The sequence below is a fragment of the Streptomyces sp. NPDC102441 genome, assembly GCF_044765585.1.
Classification (GTDB): Bacteria; Actinomycetota; Actinomycetes; order Streptomycetales; family Streptomycetaceae; genus Streptomyces.
In genome coordinates, this window is record NZ_JBIWKH010000002.1 from 223,134 (window position 1) to 239,862 (window position 16,729).

Consider the following 16,729-nt stretch of genomic DNA (forward strand, 5'->3'; position numbering starts at 1 on the left):
GGGCTGTCGGCGGTCCGTGAGACCCTAGAGGTCGATCTGACCGCCGACGAAAGCCTGCATGTGACCGCCACGGACCGCTCCATCGAGCTCATCAACGCCGCCGCCCAGGCGGCGGCCGACCGGCTCGCGCACGACATCATCGCCTACGACGTCAGCGACGTGCTGTCGATCACCGACGCCTTCCTGCTGGCCTCGGCTCCCAACGACCGTCAGGTCAAGTCGATCATCGACGAGATCGAGGAGCGGCTGCTGAAGGAGCTCGGCGCCAAGCCGGTGCGCCGCGAGGGTGACCGCGACGCCCGCTGGATCCTTCTCGACTACGTCGACATCGTGATCCACGTCCAGCACAGCGAGGAGCGCGTGTACTACGCGCTCGAGCGTCTGTGGAAGGACTGCCCCGAGATCGACCTCCCTGAGGACGCGCTCAAGACCCGGGGCAAGGCCGAGGAGCACGCCCAGCTCAACGGCATCACGGAAGGTGACCAGAGCTGAACGGCAGCGGCAGCGGCAGGGGCCGCAAGATCGTCCTCTGGCGGCACGGCCAGACGGCGTGGAATCTGGAGCGCCGTTTCCAGGGCTCGACGGACATCGAGCTGACGGAGACCGGCGTCGGTCAGGCCCGCCGCGCCGCCCGGCTGCTCGCCTCGCTGCAGCCGGACGCGATCGTGGCGTCCGACCTGCGGCGGGCGGCCGCCACGGCCGCCGAGCTCGCCTCGGTCACCGGTCTCGATGTCGCACACGATTCCGCGCTGCGTGAGACGTATGCGGGTGCCTGGCAGGGCCTCACGCACGAGGAGATCGTCGGGCAGTACGGCGACCAGTACACCGCGTGGAAGCGCGGTGAGCCGGTCCGCAGGGGCGGTGGCGAGCTGGAGACCGAGGTCGCCGACCGGGCCGCCCCGGTGGTTCTGGAACACGCCGGCAAGCTGCCCGACGCGGGCACGCTCGTCGTCGTGAGCCACGGCGGCACCATCCGGACGACCATCGGCCGTCTGCTCGGTCTCGAGGCCCACCACTGGGAGGGGCTCGGCGGGCTGTCCAACTGCTGCTGGTCCGTTCTGGGAGAGGGCGCGCGCGGCTGGCGGCTGCTCGAGCACAACGCCGGGACACTTCCCGAACCGGTGCTCGGGGACGACGACTAGCGGGTGCCCGGAGGCTCCCTCCGGGCGGCGGGGGCCGGATTTCACTTTCCGGCTCGTCGCAGGCTAAAGTTCTTCTTGTTCGCAGCGCGGAAACGCAGGAAACACAGCGAACAGCGGGGCTATAGCTCAGTTGGTAGAGCGCCTGCATGGCATGCAGGAGGTCAGGAGTTCAATTCTCCTTAGCTCCACAGTCAAGATCCCGTCCCCGGCAGGGGGCGGGATCTTTTTTTGCTGATTATGGGGCTCCGGTGCGCGGGCCCGTGCCGGTGGTGCCTCAACTGCCCTGGCCCGCCTGGGACAAGGGCCGACAGGGCGCTCCAGCTCCTTCTTCGCAGGTACGCCCGCCGTGACGGCGCCCCTCCTCGGGGGCCAAGGCGTGCAGCAGGGCGGTCGTCGGGCTGACCTCCTTGCGGGGTCATGGCAGAATCGGAGCGCCGGAGGGGGCGACGTACCGATCGGGAGGAGCGCGATGCCTGCGAGCCGCGTACGGGCCCCGGGCCCGCTCCTTACCCCCACCGCGACCCGCTCCCCTGACGCCTCGCAAGAGGACTCCTTCGCGTGCACGGCCTGCGGCCATCTTCGGAGCTGACCGGATGGGTGCACACAGGAGGAAGTGCGACTGGTGCGGCAGCGGTACGCCCATCGTCCGCGACATGGACCCTGTCAACGCGGAGTTCCAGTACTGGTGTGAGGAGTGCGCGCGGGCGCTCATCATAAAAGGCGACCCCATCGAGACGTACCGGGAGCTGGAGGGGGAGCCCATCTACGGCCGGCTGCTCGAGGAGCACTGCACCCTGAAGCGGTTCTACTCCTTCGCCACCGCCTGACGCGGAACCTCCGGCCGGACTGCTCACGGCACGGAGCAACCGCTGGTCAGGGCGGTGCGCACTGGCCATATGCGGACAGAGTGGAAACGATTTTTGATGGGCCGGTGTGACCGTGTAATGTTCTCGATGTCGCCAGGGAGACCGAGGCGGTCGGCAACACAACACGGGGCTATAGCTCAGTTGGTAGAGCGCCTGCATGGCATGCAGGAGGTCAGGAGTTCAATTCTCCTTAGCTCCACAGCGAGGAAGCGGGTCATCCGAATCGGATGACCCGCTTCTTGTTGTATCCGTCACCTCCGCCGCCGCCCGGCAGCGTGCGGGTCAGCCGCGTCCGCTGCCCAGGGCCCCGCGCGGGGCGTTCGGCAGCGCGGGGCGTCCGGCGGGCGCCTGTTCGTAGCCGCCGTCCAGCACGTGCGTGGCGAGGTCGTCCGTGAACGCCGAGAGGGTGGGGGCCAGGAAACCGGCGGATCCGTCCGGTGCTTGCACGGCCCACGGCCCTTCAAGCCTGGGTCACCTCGCGGAGCGCCTCCAGCGCTGCGGGGCCGCCGCCGTTCAACACGTCGGAGAGACCCCCCGCGGCGGCAGGCAGCCCCAGCTTGCACGGGCCGCACTGGCCCGCGGTCTCGGCGGCCAGCCAGTTCGCGATCCTCAGCGACTCACCGATAGGGCAGGTCTCCGGCCCGTTCGGCAGGATGGCGCCGGCACCGAGAGCGCCGCCCGCCGCGGCCAGAGAGGCTCTGGAGACCATGGCGTCGTGTGAGTGGCGGCCGCGCCGATCCAGTTGCCGTGGTAGCCACCGGTGAGCACACCCTGGGGCAGCGGGGGGCGTCGGCCAATTGAAGGACGTAGCGCAGGGGAACTCCGGTGGGTACCTCGATCACCATCGGGCGCGCCACGGCTCCGGAGACCGTGAGCAGGACCGTTCCGGGTTCGTCGGGCAGGCCGGCGTGCACCAGCGCCGCGACGGTCAGCCCGCCCTGTACCGGGCGGCTCGTCCCTGGGCTCGGACTCATGAAGGGGAAGGTACGGATCCTGCGATGAGGCTTTATGGGGGCGACTCCGAATGGCTCGGCAGTGCGGTCCCGTTGCCGCATGCCAGGTCGCCGTCTACCGGCCGGTACGAGGTTTGAACTGTTGCCCCGATAGGGGGCAGTACGCGGAGTGACCTCCGGAGTGTGTGGGTCATGTGGAAGGTTCGCGCCGCTGGTGGGCCTTCCGGTCGAGTCGGTGGCGGCTCCGTGCGGCTCCCGGGCCGCCTACGTGCCGGGCCGGGCGCCGGGCCTGTGCGGTACCCTGACGCCATGCGTGCCGTACGCCTTCTGCTTAGCGAGCCGCGCTGATCATTTCCGACCGGTGAGATTGCCTGGTCGGACTCGGCGCGGCGTCCCCTCCTGTGCGAGGGGATTTTTCGTTTCCGTAGACGTGTGTCCGTAGACGTGGGCGCCGGCAGATGACGATCGATGGAGCTTTGAGGATCATGAGCGAGACGAATTCCGCGGTCGAGGTGGCCGCGCCGCACCGCTATACGGCTGCGATGGCCGCCGACATCGAGGCACGCTGGCAGGACTTCTGGGACGCCGAGGGGACGTACGAGGCACCCAACCCGACCGGTGACCTGGCGGGTGATCCGGAGCTGGCCGCCAAGCCCAAGAAGTTCATCATGGACATGTTCCCTTACCCCTCGGGGTCGGGGCTGCATGTCGGTCACCCGCTGGGCTACATCGCCACGGACGTCTACGCCCGTCACCAGCGGATGACCGGCCACAACGTCCTGCACACCCTGGGTTTCGACGCCTTCGGCCTGCCGGCCGAGCAGTACGCCGTGCAGACGGGCACGCACCCGCGGGCCTCCACCGAGGCCAACATGGAGAACATGAAGGTCCAGCTGCGCAGGCTGGGCCTGGGGCACGACAAGCGCCGTTCCTTCGCGACGATCGACCCGGACTACTACAGGTGGACCCAGTGGATCTTCCTGCAGATCTTCAACTCCTGGTACGACGCCGAGGCCGACCGGGCCCGCCCGATCGCCGAACTGGTCGCGCAGTTCGAGAGCGGTGAGCGCCCGGTCCCCGGCGGCGGCCGTTGGGACACACTGAGCGTCGCCGACCGCGCCGACATCCTGGGACAGTTCCGCCTGGCGTACGCCTCGGACGCCCCTGTGAACTGGTCGCCCGGACTGGGCACCGTGCTGGCCAACGAAGAGGTGACGGCCGACGGCCGCTCCGAGCGCGGCAACTTCCCGGTCTTCAAGGCCAAGCTGCGTCAGTGGAACATGCGCATCACCGCCTACGCGGACCGGCTGCTGAACGACCTGGACGGCCTGGACTGGCCTGAGGCCATCAAGCTGCAGCAACGCAACTGGATCGGCCGTTCCGAGGGTGCGCGCGTCGACTTCCCCGTCGACGGAGCGGGAGACATCACCGTCTTCACCACCCGTCAGGACACGCTGTTCGGCGCGACCTACATGGTGCTGGCGCCCGAGCACGAGCTGGTCGAGCGGATCATCCCCGCCGCCTGGCCCGAAGGCACTCACCCGGTCTGGACCGGCGGCCACGCGAACCCGGCCGAGGCCGTCACCGCGTACCGCAAGCAGGCCGCGGCCAAGTCCGATGTGGAACGCCAGGCGGAGGCCAAGGACAAGACCGGTGTCTTCACCGGGGCCTACGCGACCAACCCGGTCAACGGCGAGATGGTTCCCGTCTTCATCGCCGACTACGTCCTGATGGGCTACGGTACCGGCGCGATCATGGCCGTACCGGCGCACGACGCGCGCGACTTCGCCTTCGCGCGCGCCTTCGAGCTGCCGATGCGCTGCGTCGTCGAGCCGTCGGACGGCCGTGGCCTGGACACCTCGGCGTGGGAGGACGCGTTCGCCTCGTACGAGGCGAAGCTGGTCAACTCCGTCAATGAGGAGGTCTCGCTGGACGGCCTGGGCGTCGTCGATGCCAAGGCGAAGATCACCGAGTGGCTGAAGGCGCGCGGGGCCGGCGAGGGCACCGTCAACTTCCGGCTGCGTGACTGGCTGTTCAGCCGTCAGCGCTACTGGGGAGAGCCCTTCCCGATCGTGTACGACGAGGAGGGCATCGCCCACCCGCTGCCCGAGTCGATGCTGCCGCTGGAGCTGCCCGAGGTCGAGGACTACTCACCGCGCACCTTCGACCCGGAGGACGCCGACACTCAGCCCGAGACCCCTCTGTCCCGGAACGCCGACTGGGTCAACGTCACCCTGGACCTGGGCGACGGCGCCGGTCCGCGAAAGTACCGCCGCGAGACCAACACCATGCCGAACTGGGCGGGTTCCTGCTGGTACGAGCTGCGCTACCTGGACCCGGACAACGACCAGCGGCTGGTCGACCCGGCGATCGAGCAGTACTGGATGGGGCCGCGCGAGGGGCAGCCGACCGGTGGCGTCGACCTGTACGTCGGTGGCGCCGAGCACGCCGTGCTGCACCTGCTGTACGCGCGCTTCTGGTCGAAGGTGCTGCACGACCTGGGGCACATCTCGTCCGTCGAGCCGTTCCACAAGCTGTACAACCAGGGCATGATCCAGGCCTTCGTCTACCGCGACAGCCGCGGTATCGCGGTCCCTGCCGCCGAGGTCGAGGAGCGCGACGGGGCGTACTACCACGCCGGCGAGAAGGTCAGCCGTGTCCTGGGCAAGATGGGCAAATCCCTGAAGAACGCCGTGACGCCGGACGAGATCTTCGGTGAGTACGGTGCGGACACCCTGCGGCTGTACGAGATGGCGATGGGGCCGCTGGACGTCTCGCGTCCGTGGGACACCAGGGCCGTCGTCGGCCAGTACCGGCTGCTGCAGCGGCTGTGGCGCAACGTCGTCGACGAGGAGACCGGTGAGGTCACCGTCGTGGACACGGAGCCCGGCGAGGACACGCTGAGGGCGCTGCACAAGGCCATCGACGGTGTCGGCCAGGACATGGCGGGGATGCGGTTCAACACCGCCATCGCCAAGGTCACCGAGCTGAACAACCACCTGACGAAGGCGGGCGGGCCGCTGTCGCGGTCGGTCGCCGAGCGGCTGGTGCTGCTGATCGCACCGCTGGCGCCGCACGTGGCGGAGGAGCTGTGGCGCCGGCTGGGTCACACCGAGTCCGTCGTACACCAGGACTTCCCGGTCGCGGACCCGGCGTACGTCGTGGACGAGACCGTGACCTGCGTGGTGCAGGTCAAGGGCAAGGTCAGGGCGCGCCTGGAGATCTCCCCGTCGATCTCGGACGAGGAGCTGGAGGCGCTGGCCCTGGCCGACGAGAACGTCGTCGCCGCACTGGGCGGGGCCGGGATCCGCAAGGTGATCGTGCGGGCGCCGAAGCTGGTCAACATCGTCCCCGCGTAACGGGGGGCCGTCCGTGGGAGAGCGGGCCAGGGCTTTCCCCTACGGGCAGGTTGGGGGTTCCGGTGGAACCCTCGGCCTGCCCGTTCCGTTTACGGTAGAAGGGCGACCGCACTCCGGCAGTCGATCCGACAACCCGAGGGGCGTTCATGGAATCCGTGATTCTGATCCTGACGCTGCTGTTCGTGGCGTTCATGGCGCTCGGGGTGTACGCCGGTGTGAAGGCGGTGCGCGCGGCCAAGCGCGGTGTGGACCGGACGATCACGCAGGCGCGCCGCTCCGTCGAGGACACCGCCCTGCGGGCCAAGAGCTACGGTCAGCCGGGCGTGGCGGGTGAGCTCGCGCAGCTGAGGCTCACGCTTCGTACGTCGATGCGGGCCACCCAGGACGCGCTGAACGCCGGGGCGACGGAGGACGCTTCCCTTTCGGAGTCGCTGGGGCTCTTCCAGCGCCTCAGCGCGCACGGACGCGAGCTCGACAACGACCTCAAGCGGTTGGAGCGTGAGCCGGACCGGGCGACGGTCGCCTCGCTGCTGCCGGAGCTGAAGGAGCGCACGGAGCGCATCACACACTCGGCGGAATCGCTGCGCTGGGCGGCGCGTGACCGGGCCAGGCAGTTCGCCGACGACGATCTGGCCGCGCTCAACGCGCAGATCGACCTGGAGGCCGGGGCGCTGCGTCACTGGACGACGGAGGAACCGGCGGCACAGGGCGATACGGCCGGGCACAGCTGGAGCGGGCCCGCCGACGAGGAGGCGCCCCCGCCCCCGTCGCTCGATCCCGCGGACCCGCGGCCGCGCACGGGTTACCCGTGGCAGAAGTCCGCCAGGCCGGAGACCACGAACTGACGGGTGTCAGCCGGGGAGCCGGAGACGCGGTCCGCCGTCGGGGCGGCGGGTGACTGCGCGTCCTGAACGTCTTCAGAAGGTCCGAGGGCCGTCAGGGATGGATACCGGACGGACCGGGAATGATCAGCAGGGTGGTCCCGGGCTGCCGTGCCCCCGCCCCGGAAGGTAATCTCCGGCTCATGTCCCGCCATGTCGCGATCGTCACCGATTCAACGGCCTACCTGCCGCCCCAGACGATGGAACGGCACGGCATCACCGCGGTGCCGCTGACCGTCGTCCTGGGTGATCAGGCCCTGGAGGAGGGCACGGAGATCTCGGCCCGGTCGTTGGCGCTGGCCCTGCAGAAGCGCAGCTCCGTCACCACGTCACGGCCCAGCCCTGAAGTCTTCTCCGCCGCGTACCGAGCCGCGGCCGGGGCGGGGGCCTCGGGCATCGTCTCCCTCCATCTGTCGGCCGAGTTCTCCGGCACGTACGACGCCGCTGTGGTCGCCGCGCAGGACGCACCCGTGCCGGTGCGCGTGGTCGACACCGGCATGGTCGCCATGGCTCTGGGATTCAGCGCGCTCGCCGCGGCCGAGGCCGCCGAGGCGGGTGGCGGGCTGGACGAGGCGGTCGAAGCGGCCGAGAAGCGGGCGGCGGGCACCTCGGCGTTCTTCTACGTCGACACGCTGGACTACCTGCGCCGGGGCGGGCGCATCGGTGCCGCCCAGGCGTTGCTGGGGTCGGCGCTGGCCGTCAAACCACTCCTTCAACTCGACGGCGGACGCATCGAGATGCTGGAGAAGGTGCGGACGGCATCCAAGGCGATCGCACGACTCGAGGAGATCGTGGCCGCCCGGGCGGGCACCGGAGCCGTGGACATCGCCGTCCATCACCTGGCCGCTCCGGAGGGGGCCGAGCGGCTGGCGGAGCGGTTGCGGGGGAGGGTCCCGGGTCTGGTGGACCTGCATGTGAGCGAAGTGGGTGCGGTGATCGGAGCTCACACGGGGCCGGGACTGCTGGGAGCGGTGGTCGCACCGCGCTGAATTCCACCCCTGCGGGTGATGCGGTTATCCACAACTGGTCAGTTATCCACCATAATTGGGGCGGCTCGGCAGATTTCCTCGGAAGTGTCTAGCGTCGTGAGGCATGACCTTCCGTTCACTTCTCGCAGCCGGCGGTGCCATCGACCGGGGGAGCCACACCGGCGGTGCCACGAATCCGCCTAGGAATCCGCCCATGGTTCCGCCCACGGACGTGCCCACGAACGTGCCCACGAACGTGCCCACGCGGCGGCACACGGATCTGCCCGCGCACGCGGCCATGGACCCGCCCACGCACCCGTCCGGGCATGGGGCCGGACACCGTGCCACACGCCGTGCGTCCCACGGGCCAGGCCCGGCAGGGCGTATCCGGCACAGGCCCGGTGTCCGCCCCGGTGGAGCGGCCGGCACCTCGCCGGGCGCCGCGTCCGGCGCGAGGCACGGGCACCGGCGGCGCACCGTGCGTGGGTCGGACGCCGAGACCGCGGCGGCTTCCCGGCTCCGCGCCGACGCGCTCATGGCCGCAGACCGGTCGGCGACTGCGCCCCGGCCGGTTCCCGGTTCCGCTCCAGCGCCTGCCGCCGACGCGACGGCGGGTACGGTCGCGGCGCGTCCGGCAACGGCGCTGTCCGGCGGGGCCGGAAGTGCCCGCGCCGCACCCTCCTGGGCCGTTGCCGCGCCGCCGCCCACGACGCCCGACGTGAGCTCCGCGGTGGCCTCCCCGACGGGACCGCCACCTCTGCCGCATCGAGGAGTACGTGGCGGATCCGCCGTGCGAACGCCGTGGTGGCGAGAGGCGGGGCCCGCTCTGCGGGACCGGCTACCCCTGTGGGTGCAGCTGCGATGCGGCCTGGAGCCACGCGCGCTCGCCGCGCTCGCCGTTGTCCTGGTCGGCGCCGCGGTGTTCGCGACGGCACACTTCTGGTCGGCCCGCCCTGAGTCCGTACGCGCTCCCGACCGGGTCGAGGAGGCCGCCGCGGTCCAGACGGGCGGGCCGGGGTCGCCGAACGCGCAGCCACCGGGCCTCACACCCGGTCCGGACGCGGGAGCGCGGACAGGTGCCGCACCCGGCGGGCAGATCGTCGTCGATGTGAGCGGGAAGGTGCGCCGGCCCGGGATCCAGCGCCTTCCGGCCGGCTCCCGCGTCGCGGACGCCCTGCGCGCCGCAGGAGGTGTCCGTGAAGGCACCGACATCACCGCGCTCAACCGGGCGCGCGTACTGACGGACGGCGAACAGGTGGCGGTGGGACTACCCGGTGCGACGCCCCCTGCGGGCGGAGAGGTGGCAGGTGGCGGGGCGGCGGGACAGGCCGGTCCGGCGGTGCCGGTGAGCCTCGGCACGGCAACCGTCGAGCAGCTCGAAACCCTGCCGGGAGTCGGACCGGTGCTCGCCCAGCACATCGTCGACTACCGCACCGAACACGGTGGTTACCGCTCCGTCGACGAGCTGCGTGAGGTCAACGGCATCGGGGACCGCCGCTTCGCGGACCTCCGGCCGCTGGTCAGGCCATGACCGGACCTGACGTCCACACGGATTCGGGCAGGCGGCTGGGGGCTGCCGACCCGCGCCAGGAGGCTCCGGCCGATCTGCGGCTGGTCCCTCCCGCGCTGGCGGCCTGGGCGGCCTCCGTCCTGGCGCTGGGGGCGCCGGGCCGGTGGGTAGCGGCCGGGGCGGTTCTCTGTGCGTGCGCGGGTCTGTGCCTCATCGCCGTACCCCGGATCGTGGCGCGCGCAGGAGCCCGGGGCGCGACGGCTCCGGCAGGCTCGGCAGATCCAGGGCCGGGGAGGCAGCCCCGGCGTGCCGGGACGCGGATCACGGCCGTGGCCGGAGCGCTGCTCTGCGCGGCGGCCGGTGCGGCGGCGGCCGGGCTCCACGGCGCGGATTCCCGCAGTGGGCCCGTCCCAGGACTGGCCGAGTCGTATGCGTGGGTCGTGGTGGAGGTGACCGTCACCTCCGACCCGCGGAGGACCCGGCCGCGGGTTCAGGGGGATCACAGCACGCCCGTCTCCCTGCTGCTGGACGCCGAGATCGACCGGCTGACCGCTCCCGACGGCACGGTCACCAGGCTCCGCACCCCCGTCCTCGTCATGGTCGCCCCGGGGGACGAGGCGGCGCGGTGGCAGCGGCTGCTGCCCTCGACGGGCCTCCGCGTCAGTGGGAGGCTCGCTCCACCGCGTCACGAGGGAGAGCGCATCGCCGCCGTCCTCGGCACGGACGCGGACGACCCACCGCGGATCACCACCGAGCCCACCCTTCTCCAACGTACGGCGGGGCAGCTGCGGTCCGGCCTGCGCGAGGCCACCGACGGGCTCGACGCCGATGCGCGGGCCCTCCTGCCGGGGCTGGTCGTCGGCGACACCTCGCGGGTCCCGCCCGACCTGCACGACGCCTTCAAGGCCACCGACCTCACCCACCTGCTCGCCGTGTCCGGGGCCAACCTCTCGATCCTGCTCTTCCTCCTCATCGGCCCACCGGGAACGGCGTCGCGGAGCGAACGCCGGGGCCTGGCACCCCGGCTGGGCATCTCCCTGCGCATGACAGCCCTGACCGGTGGCGGGGTCGCGCTCGCCTTCGTGATCGTCTGCCGCCCCGAGCCGAGCGTCCTGCGCGCGGCTGCCTGCGGCCTGATCACGCTGCTCGCCATCGGGACGGGACGGCGTAGATCTCTGATTCCCGCACTGGCCACGGCCGTTCTGCTGCTGGTGCTGTACGACCCGTGGCTGGCCCGCAGTTATGGGTTCCTGCTGTCCGTGCTCGCCACCGGGGCGCTCCTCACCCTCGCTCCGAGGTGGAGCGACGCCCTCCAGCGGCACGGGGCCCCGGCACGGCTCGCGGAGGTGCTGGCCGCCGCGGGAGCAGCTCAGGCGGTCTGCGCACCCGTGGTCGTGGTCCTCGCTTCGCGGGTCAGCCTGGTGGCGATCCCCTGCAATCTGCTGGCCGAATTCGCGGTGGCGCCCGCGACGGTCCTGGGTTTCGCCGCGCTCGCCATAGCGCCCGCGTCCATGCCCGCCGCCGAAGTGCTGGCCGAGATCGCCGGCTGGCCGGTCGGGTGGATCGCCTCCGTGGCCCGCACCGGGGCCGCACTCCCAGGGGCGGAGGCCGACTGGCCGGGCGGCTGGCGCGGCGCGGCCCTCCTGGCCGTCCTGACAGCGCTGCTGGTGCTGTCGGCCCGACGCCTGGCCCGCCACCCCTGGGTCTGCTCCGCCGCCGCGCTCCTGCTGGTGCTCGCGGTGCTGAGACCGGTGCCGCTCACCCGGCTCATGACGGGGTGGCCGCCGCCGGGCTGGGCCTTCGCGCTGTGCGACGTGGGGCAGGGAGACGCCATGGTGCTCGCCGCCGGGGACGGCACGGGAGTGGTCGTGGACACCGGTCCTGAACCCCGTCTCGTGGACCGGTGTCTGCGCGACCTCGGCATCACCCGTGTGCCTCTGCTGCTGCTGACCCACTTCCACGCCGACCATGTGCGCGGTCTGCCCGGCGTGCTGAGGGGCCGCGAGGTCGGCGCGATCCAGACGACGAGCCTCGACGAACCGCCGGAACAGGCGGCCTTCGTGAAGAGAACGGCCGCGGCGGCGCATGTCCCCATGACCCGGGCCGTTCCGGGGGAGCGCCGCCGGACGGGGCAGCTCGACTGGCAGGTGCTCTGGCCCGCGGCCGGCGTACTGGGGGCGGCACCGGTCCACGTGACCGAGGAGCCGAACGATTCCAGCGTCACGCTCCTCGTCCGGTCGGGCGGCCTGACCCTGCTGCTCCTCGGGGACCTGGAACCCCCGGCTCAGCAGGGGGTGTTGCGCACCCACCCGGCGCTGCCCCGGGTGGATGTGCTGAAGGTCGCACACCACGGCTCCGGCCACCAGGACGCCGCGCTCCTGCGCAGCGCACACCCGAGGTTCGCCCTGATCAGCTGCGGCAGAGGCAATCCGTACGGCCATCCGGCGGCCCGTACGGTCGAAGCACTGGAGGCGACGGGGGCGAAGGTTCTGCGCACCGATATCCACGGTGCGATCGCGGTGACGGGTTCCGGCGCGGGGCTGCGCGCGGCGGGCCGGTCATGAACCCGAGGCACACCCGATGCCGGGCCCTGCTCCCGGGCCGGCCGTCCCTGTCGAGCACGGCCCCGCCGCCGGACGGGCCGCCGCTCCCGGACGGGCACCTGCTCCCGGACGGGCCCCTGCAGTCAGATCAGCCAGGTGCCGTCGAGCATCAGCTCGCGGCCGGCCAGCTCGTTCACCTCGCGCCACGCCTTGACGGTGTACGGAGTGATGCGCAGATACACCCATGTGTTACGTCCGCGGAGGTCCCAGCCGAGCTTCTCGGCGAAGGCGTCGCCCGATGCGGCGGAGAGGTCCGCCCACTCCACGATCTCCGCCGTTCCCTCGATCAGCACCACATCGCGGGTGTGCCCGAGAGTGAGCCTGGCCTGTCCGGTCGGAGTCACGTTCAGCGCCGTCGGATTGGTGCGCCGGGTGGCCAGCAGCAGCGTGCCCCGGTCCCACACGAACGACAGCGGCACCAGACACGGCACGCCGTCGGCGGAGGCCGTCGCCACCCATACGTCTGCGTCCTTCTCCAGACGATCAAGTGCGTCCTGTTTGCGCTGTTCCGGGCCGCGTGCCTGCTCTCGCTCCGTCATGGCCGACACGCTAGCCACGGGCAGCGGCCACCGCATCGGTCGGCAGTCCTAGGAGAGGTCCTAGGAACGGTCCTAGGACCAGATGCTCATGGCGCCGCCCGGCGTACCGCGACAGACTTCCGGCATGAACGAGGAACCGCGGCAGCAGGCCCCCGCGCCTGCCCCCGCCTGGGTGGACGCCTATCTGGAACGCATCGGTGCGACGCGCCCCTCCCGTGCCGGTGCCGGGGCGCTGTGCGAGCTGCAGCTCCGCCATCTGCTGACCGTGCCCTTCGAGAACCTCTCGATCCATCTGGCCCAGGACATCGTCCTGGAGGAGCAGAGACTCGTCGACAAGATCGTCAGGGACCGCCGGGGCGGCTTCTGTTACGAGCTCAACGGCGCCTTCGCCGCGCTGCTGCGCGAGCTGGGCTTCCGCGTCACCCTCCTCCAGGCACGGGTGTTCGGCGACGGCGGACGCCTCGGCATCCCGTACGACCACGTCGCGCTGCGCGTGGAGACGGACGACGGTACGGGCCCGTGGCTCGCCGACGTCGGGTTCGGCGACCACGCCCTGCACCCGCTCGAACTGGAGGCCCGCACCGAGCAGGACGATCCCTGCGGCAGGTTCCGCCTCAGGGAGGCACCGCAGGGGGACCTCGATCTGCTGCGCGACGGTTCGCGGCAGTTCCGCCTGGAGCTGCGGCCGCGCGTACTGGCGGACTTCCGGGCCGGGGCCTGGTACCACCGCACCTCGCCGGACTCCCACTTCGCCCGGTCGCTCATCTGCTCCCGGCGCACCGAAGACGGCCGGGTGACGCTCCGCGGCCGCACCCTGATCACGACCGTGCGGGGCGAGCGGCACGAGACGGAGCTGGACGACGACGCCGAGGTACTCGCCGCCTACCGCGACCACTTCGGTCTGGCACTCACCCGCCCGCCCACGGTGCGCCCCCGGGGCTGACCGCCGTGATCACTGCGGCACGCACGCACGTACGGGGCTCCGGGGCCCGGTCAATACGGACCTTCGGTACTACCTGCGTACAGCGGCGTACGGCTCGGTTCGCTGCGACGCGGATCGTCTCGTTCCCGAACCCGGTGGCGGGTGTTGAACAGGCGTTTGCCGCCCCGCACCACCCGTACCCGTCCGGCCTCCCGGTCTACGACTGCGGCGGCGTGCCGGGCTTCCAGGGCGGTGAGGCGACGCGACTTCTGAAACCACTCCCGCCTGGACCGGTAGCCACCGGCCGCACGCTTGGTGCCCCTCTGCCCGATCGGGAGGGACAGTCGGTGCCGCAGCGTCTTGATCCCCACGTCAAGGGTGCGGATCCGACCGCACGCAGCACGGTCTCGTCCTGGGGTGTGAGGTGCTTGAGCCGGTCCCGTACCGCCACCACCAAGGTCACCCATACGACACCAGAGCGCCTGTTCCCGCCCCTGCCCGCCCCGCCGCCACGCTCACTCCCAGGCACTACAACTCACTACTGCACACAAAAACGGCAGCAGCTCACAACCCCCTCTGAGCTGCAGCGTTTGCCTCGAACGTCGCAACGGTGATCGAATGTGTATTCGTCGGCGGGCCACTGTTCCGACAACGACGTCCGGCTGTCAGGGGCCCGAGGTGAGAACCGCCCCTGGGGAGTACGTGGACATGTTCGGCCGTTGGATAGGCAGCAGAGCGAAGTCCGGCACCGTGCAGAGCAACGCCCTCGCAGGGCTCCCGGTGCCGCAGAACGCCGGAATGCTGACCTGCCGGGTGCTGGACCCCGTCTCCGAGCCCGTACGGCAGGCCGATTTCGTCGTCACCGACAGCTCCGGCCGCAAGGTCGTCGGCGGAGAGACGGACCCCTTCGGCAACGTCGTCGCCACCGTTCCCACCGGTGACTACCGGCTGGGGGTCACGGCCGAGGGCTTCACTCCGTTCCACGGTCCGGTCACCGTGGCCCAGGGCGGCCACTCGAGCCTCGGCGACGTCTCCCTCCAGGTGGCCCAGCCCCCGCAGCTCCCCGACCCGGGGGACTGGGAGATCGAGCCTTCGCACACCCAGATCGGCTTCACCGCACGCCATATCGGCATGGCCCGCATCCACGGCAGGTTCAACACGTTCGCCGGTGCCGTGCGGATCGCCGACCGCATGGAGGACTCTGCCATGCACGTCATCATCGACGCCTCGTCGATCGACACGAACGTCCAGATGCGCGACGACCACCTGAGGTCCGGCGACTTCCTCGACGTCGAGCGCTACCCGACGCTCGAGTTCTACAGCGAGCGCTTCGTCCACCGCGGCGGCACCCGCTGGGGCGTCACCGGTGCGCTCACCCTGCACGGTGTGAGCCGCACCGTCACGCTGGACACCCAGTACCTCGGGCTGGGCAACGGCCTGGAGGGCGAGACCCGGGCAGCCTGCCGGGCCACCACCGAGCTGCACCGTGAGGACTTCACGCTCACATGGCAGACGATGCTGGCGCGTGGCATCGCCGTGGTCGGCCCGAGCATCAAGATCGAGATGGACATCCAGATCATCCCCAAGAGCTGACTTTCCGTACAGGCGCCCGGCCACACCGCCATGCGGCTCGGCGCCATGCGGCTACGGAGCCTCCAGCCACCCTTCGTGCTCCGCCGCGAACGCGTCGAGGGCCGCGGGGTCCAGCCGTGCGGCCGGGTCCTCCACCACCACCAGCCACTGGGCGTCCTCCGCGTCGTCCTCGCCCGCCAGGGCATCCCGCACCAACTGCGGCTCCTCGGTGACGCCGAACCGGTCGGACAGCTCCCCGGCGACCTCCTCGGCCGTGTCGCGGTCGGGCAGCACCAGCACATGTCTCACATCGCTCACCCGGTCATTCTCCGGTACGCCGGGGTGAGCGGTGCGCCGGGGCGGCTGCCCCGCGGCCTTGTCACAGGGGCGTGGGATGCTGGACCGCGATGGCCACCAGACGTAGTTCCACCGACGATCCGCTCGCCCCCGTCACGCTCGCCGTGGGCCAGGAAGACCTGCTCCTGGACCGCGCCGTGCAGCATGTGGTGGCGGCGGCCCGCGCCTCCGACGCCGACACGGACGTCCGCGACCTCACCTCGGACCAGTTGCAGCCCGGCACACTCGCGGAGCTCACGAGTCCCTCGCTCTTCGCCGAGCGCAAGGTGGTGATCGTGCGTAACGCGCATGACCTCTCCGCCGACACCGTCAAGGACGTCAAGGCGTATCTGGGTGCCCCCGCCGAGGAGATCACCCTCGTACTCCTGCACGCGGGCGGTGCCAAGGGCAAGGGGCTGCTGGACGCGGTGCGGAAGGCGGGGGCGCGTGAGGTGGCGTGCCCCAAGACCACCAAGCCGGCCGAGCGGCTGTCCTTCGTACGGTCGGAGTTCCGGGCGCTCGGGCGCTCGGCGACCCCGGAGGCCTGCCAGGCGCTGGTGGACTCCATCGGCAGTGATCTGCGGGAGCTGGCCAGCGCCGTCTCGCAGTTGACCGCGGATGTCGAGGGCACCATCGACGAAGCCGTCGTCGGCCGTTACTACACAGGCCGTGCGGAGGCGTCCTCCTTCACTGTCGCCGACCGTGCGGTCGAGGGCCGGGCGGCGGAAGCGCTGGAGGCGCTGCGGTGGTCACTGTCCACCGGTGTCGCCCCCGTCCTGATCACCAGCGCCCTCGCCCAGGGCGTCCGGGCGATCGGCAAGCTCTCCTCGGCCCGCGGTGGCCGGCCCGCGGACCTGGCCCGTGAGCTCGGTATGCCGCCCTGGAAGATCGACCGGGTCCGTCAGCAGATGCGTGGCTGGACACCGGACGGTGTGGCGGCGGCGCTGATCGCGGTGGCGGCGGCCGACGCGGGTGTGAAGGGCGGCGGGGACGACCCCGAGTACGCCCTGGAGAAAGCCGTGGTCGCCGTCGCCCGCGCGGCACGCTCCGGCGGCCGCTGAGCCCCCTCCGGGCCCCT

Annotated in this window: 13 protein-coding genes, 2 tRNA genes and 1 pseudogene; 13 read left to right on the forward strand and 3 right to left on the reverse strand. The window is 71.2% G+C overall.

Going from position 1 to position 16,729, the window contains the following annotated elements:
• Nucleotides 1–60 precede the first annotated feature (60 nt).
• From rsfS to ACIREO_RS04530, 5 genes are all read left to right on the forward strand, one after another.
• Nucleotides 61–492 (forward strand): ribosome silencing factor, encoded by a 432-nt coding sequence (rsfS, locus tag ACIREO_RS04510; protein ID WP_404104918.1) that lies wholly within the window; start codon nt 61–63, stop codon nt 490–492.
• On the forward strand, nt 489–1,142 hold the full coding sequence (locus tag ACIREO_RS04515) for a histidine phosphatase family protein (RefSeq protein ID WP_404105732.1): 654 nt from the start codon (nt 489–491) through the stop codon (nt 1,140–1,142). The genes rsfS and ACIREO_RS04515 overlap by 4 nt, the downstream gene beginning before the upstream one ends.
• 115 nt (nt 1,143–1,257) lie before the next feature.
• Nucleotides 1,258–1,330, forward strand: a tRNA-Ala gene (locus ACIREO_RS04520).
• A 405-nt stretch (nt 1,331–1,735) separates the two neighbouring features.
• Entirely contained in the window at nt 1,736–1,969 is a 234-nt protein-coding gene (locus ACIREO_RS04525; RefSeq protein ID WP_033305681.1) for a hypothetical protein, read from the forward strand.
• A gap of 165 nt (nt 1,970–2,134) precedes the next feature.
• Nucleotides 2,135–2,207, forward strand: a tRNA-Ala gene (locus ACIREO_RS04530).
• A 122-nt stretch (nt 2,208–2,329) separates the two neighbouring features.
• Here ACIREO_RS04530 and ACIREO_RS04535 read toward each other — a convergent pair.
• Nucleotides 2,330–2,919 (reverse strand): annotated as a pseudogene (locus ACIREO_RS04535) (NADH-ubiquinone oxidoreductase-F iron-sulfur binding region domain-containing protein); the annotation flags it as partial.
• Between the two features lie 527 nt (nt 2,920–3,446).
• Between ACIREO_RS04535 and leuS the strand changes: the two are divergent.
• From leuS to ACIREO_RS04560, 5 genes are all read left to right on the forward strand, one after another.
• Nucleotides 3,447–6,320: a leucine--tRNA ligase gene (gene leuS, locus ACIREO_RS04540; RefSeq protein WP_404104921.1), complete on the forward strand. Its 2,874-nt coding sequence runs from the start codon at nt 3,447–3,449 to the stop codon at nt 6,318–6,320.
• A 146-nt stretch (nt 6,321–6,466) separates the two neighbouring features.
• Nucleotides 6,467–7,165, forward strand: a complete 699-nt coding sequence (locus ACIREO_RS04545) for a hypothetical protein (protein ID WP_404104924.1) — start codon at nt 6,467–6,469, stop codon at nt 7,163–7,165.
• 179 nt (nt 7,166–7,344) lie between these two features.
• Complete coding sequence (locus ACIREO_RS04550) at nt 7,345–8,190, forward strand: DegV family protein (protein ID WP_404104927.1); 846 nt, start codon at nt 7,345–7,347, stop codon at nt 8,188–8,190.
• Nucleotides 8,191–8,959: 769 nt separating this feature from the next.
• Nucleotides 8,960–9,700 (forward strand): helix-hairpin-helix domain-containing protein, encoded by a 741-nt coding sequence (locus ACIREO_RS04555; protein ID WP_404104929.1) that lies wholly within the window; start codon nt 8,960–8,962, stop codon nt 9,698–9,700.
• Complete coding sequence (locus tag ACIREO_RS04560) at nt 9,697–12,243, forward strand: ComEC/Rec2 family competence protein (RefSeq protein WP_404104932.1); 2,547 nt, start codon at nt 9,697–9,699, stop codon at nt 12,241–12,243. The genes ACIREO_RS04555 and ACIREO_RS04560 overlap by 4 nt, the downstream gene beginning before the upstream one ends.
• Nucleotides 12,244–12,365: 122 nt before the next feature.
• Here the strand turns inward: ACIREO_RS04560 and ACIREO_RS04565 are convergent, their stop codons facing one another.
• The gene (locus ACIREO_RS04565; protein WP_404104934.1) at nt 12,366–12,821 is read right to left on the reverse strand and encodes a pyridoxamine 5'-phosphate oxidase family protein; all 456 of its coding nucleotides are present in this window, start codon (nt 12,819–12,821) and stop codon (nt 12,366–12,368) included.
• Nucleotides 12,822–12,945: 124 nt separating this feature from the next.
• Between ACIREO_RS04565 and ACIREO_RS04570 the strand changes: the two genes are divergently transcribed.
• Both ACIREO_RS04570 and ACIREO_RS04575 read left to right on the forward strand, forming a co-directional pair.
• Nucleotides 12,946–13,764 (forward strand): arylamine N-acetyltransferase, encoded by an 819-nt coding sequence (locus ACIREO_RS04570; RefSeq protein ID WP_404104937.1) that lies wholly within the window; start codon nt 12,946–12,948, stop codon nt 13,762–13,764.
• 687 nt (nt 13,765–14,451) lie between these two features.
• On the forward strand, nt 14,452–15,336 hold the full coding sequence (locus ACIREO_RS04575) for a YceI family protein (protein WP_404105734.1): 885 nt from the start codon (nt 14,452–14,454) through the stop codon (nt 15,334–15,336).
• Between the two features lie 51 nt (nt 15,337–15,387).
• Here the strand turns inward: ACIREO_RS04575 and ACIREO_RS04580 are convergent, their stop codons facing one another.
• Entirely contained in the window at nt 15,388–15,633 is a 246-nt protein-coding gene (locus ACIREO_RS04580) for a hypothetical protein (protein ID WP_404104939.1), read from the reverse strand.
• Nucleotides 15,634–15,722: 89 nt separating this feature from the next.
• On the opposite strand from ACIREO_RS04580, the gene holA reads away from it, so the two are divergent.
• Nucleotides 15,723–16,712 (forward strand): DNA polymerase III subunit delta, encoded by a 990-nt coding sequence (gene holA / locus ACIREO_RS04585; RefSeq protein WP_404104942.1) that lies wholly within the window; start codon nt 15,723–15,725, stop codon nt 16,710–16,712.
• Nucleotides 16,713–16,729 lie beyond the last annotated feature (17 nt).

Bases quoted from the DNA above. Each gene is read 5' to 3' on its own strand.
- ACIREO_RS04525 (WP_033305681.1), top strand. From the start codon at position 1,736: ATGGGTGCACACAGGAGGAAGTGCGACTGGTGCGGCAGCGGTACGCCC.
- leuS (WP_404104921.1), top strand. From the start codon at position 3,447: ATGAGCGAGACGAATTCCGCGGTCGAGGTGGCCGCGCCGCACCGCTAT.
- ACIREO_RS04545 (WP_404104924.1), top strand. From the start codon at position 6,467: ATGGAATCCGTGATTCTGATCCTGACGCTGCTGTTCGTGGCGTTCATG.
- ACIREO_RS04550 (WP_404104927.1), top strand. From the start codon at position 7,345: ATGTCCCGCCATGTCGCGATCGTCACCGATTCAACGGCCTACCTGCCG.
- ACIREO_RS04560 (WP_404104932.1), top strand. From the start codon at position 9,697: ATGACCGGACCTGACGTCCACACGGATTCGGGCAGGCGGCTGGGGGCT.
- ACIREO_RS04565 (WP_404104934.1), bottom strand. From the start codon at position 12,821: ATGACGGAGCGAGAGCAGGCACGCGGCCCGGAACAGCGCAAACAGGAC.
- ACIREO_RS04570 (WP_404104937.1), top strand. From the start codon at position 12,946: ATGAACGAGGAACCGCGGCAGCAGGCCCCCGCGCCTGCCCCCGCCTGG.
- ACIREO_RS04575 (WP_404105734.1), top strand. From the start codon at position 14,452: ATGTTCGGCCGTTGGATAGGCAGCAGAGCGAAGTCCGGCACCGTGCAG.
- holA (WP_404104942.1), top strand. From the start codon at position 15,723: ATGGCCACCAGACGTAGTTCCACCGACGATCCGCTCGCCCCCGTCACG.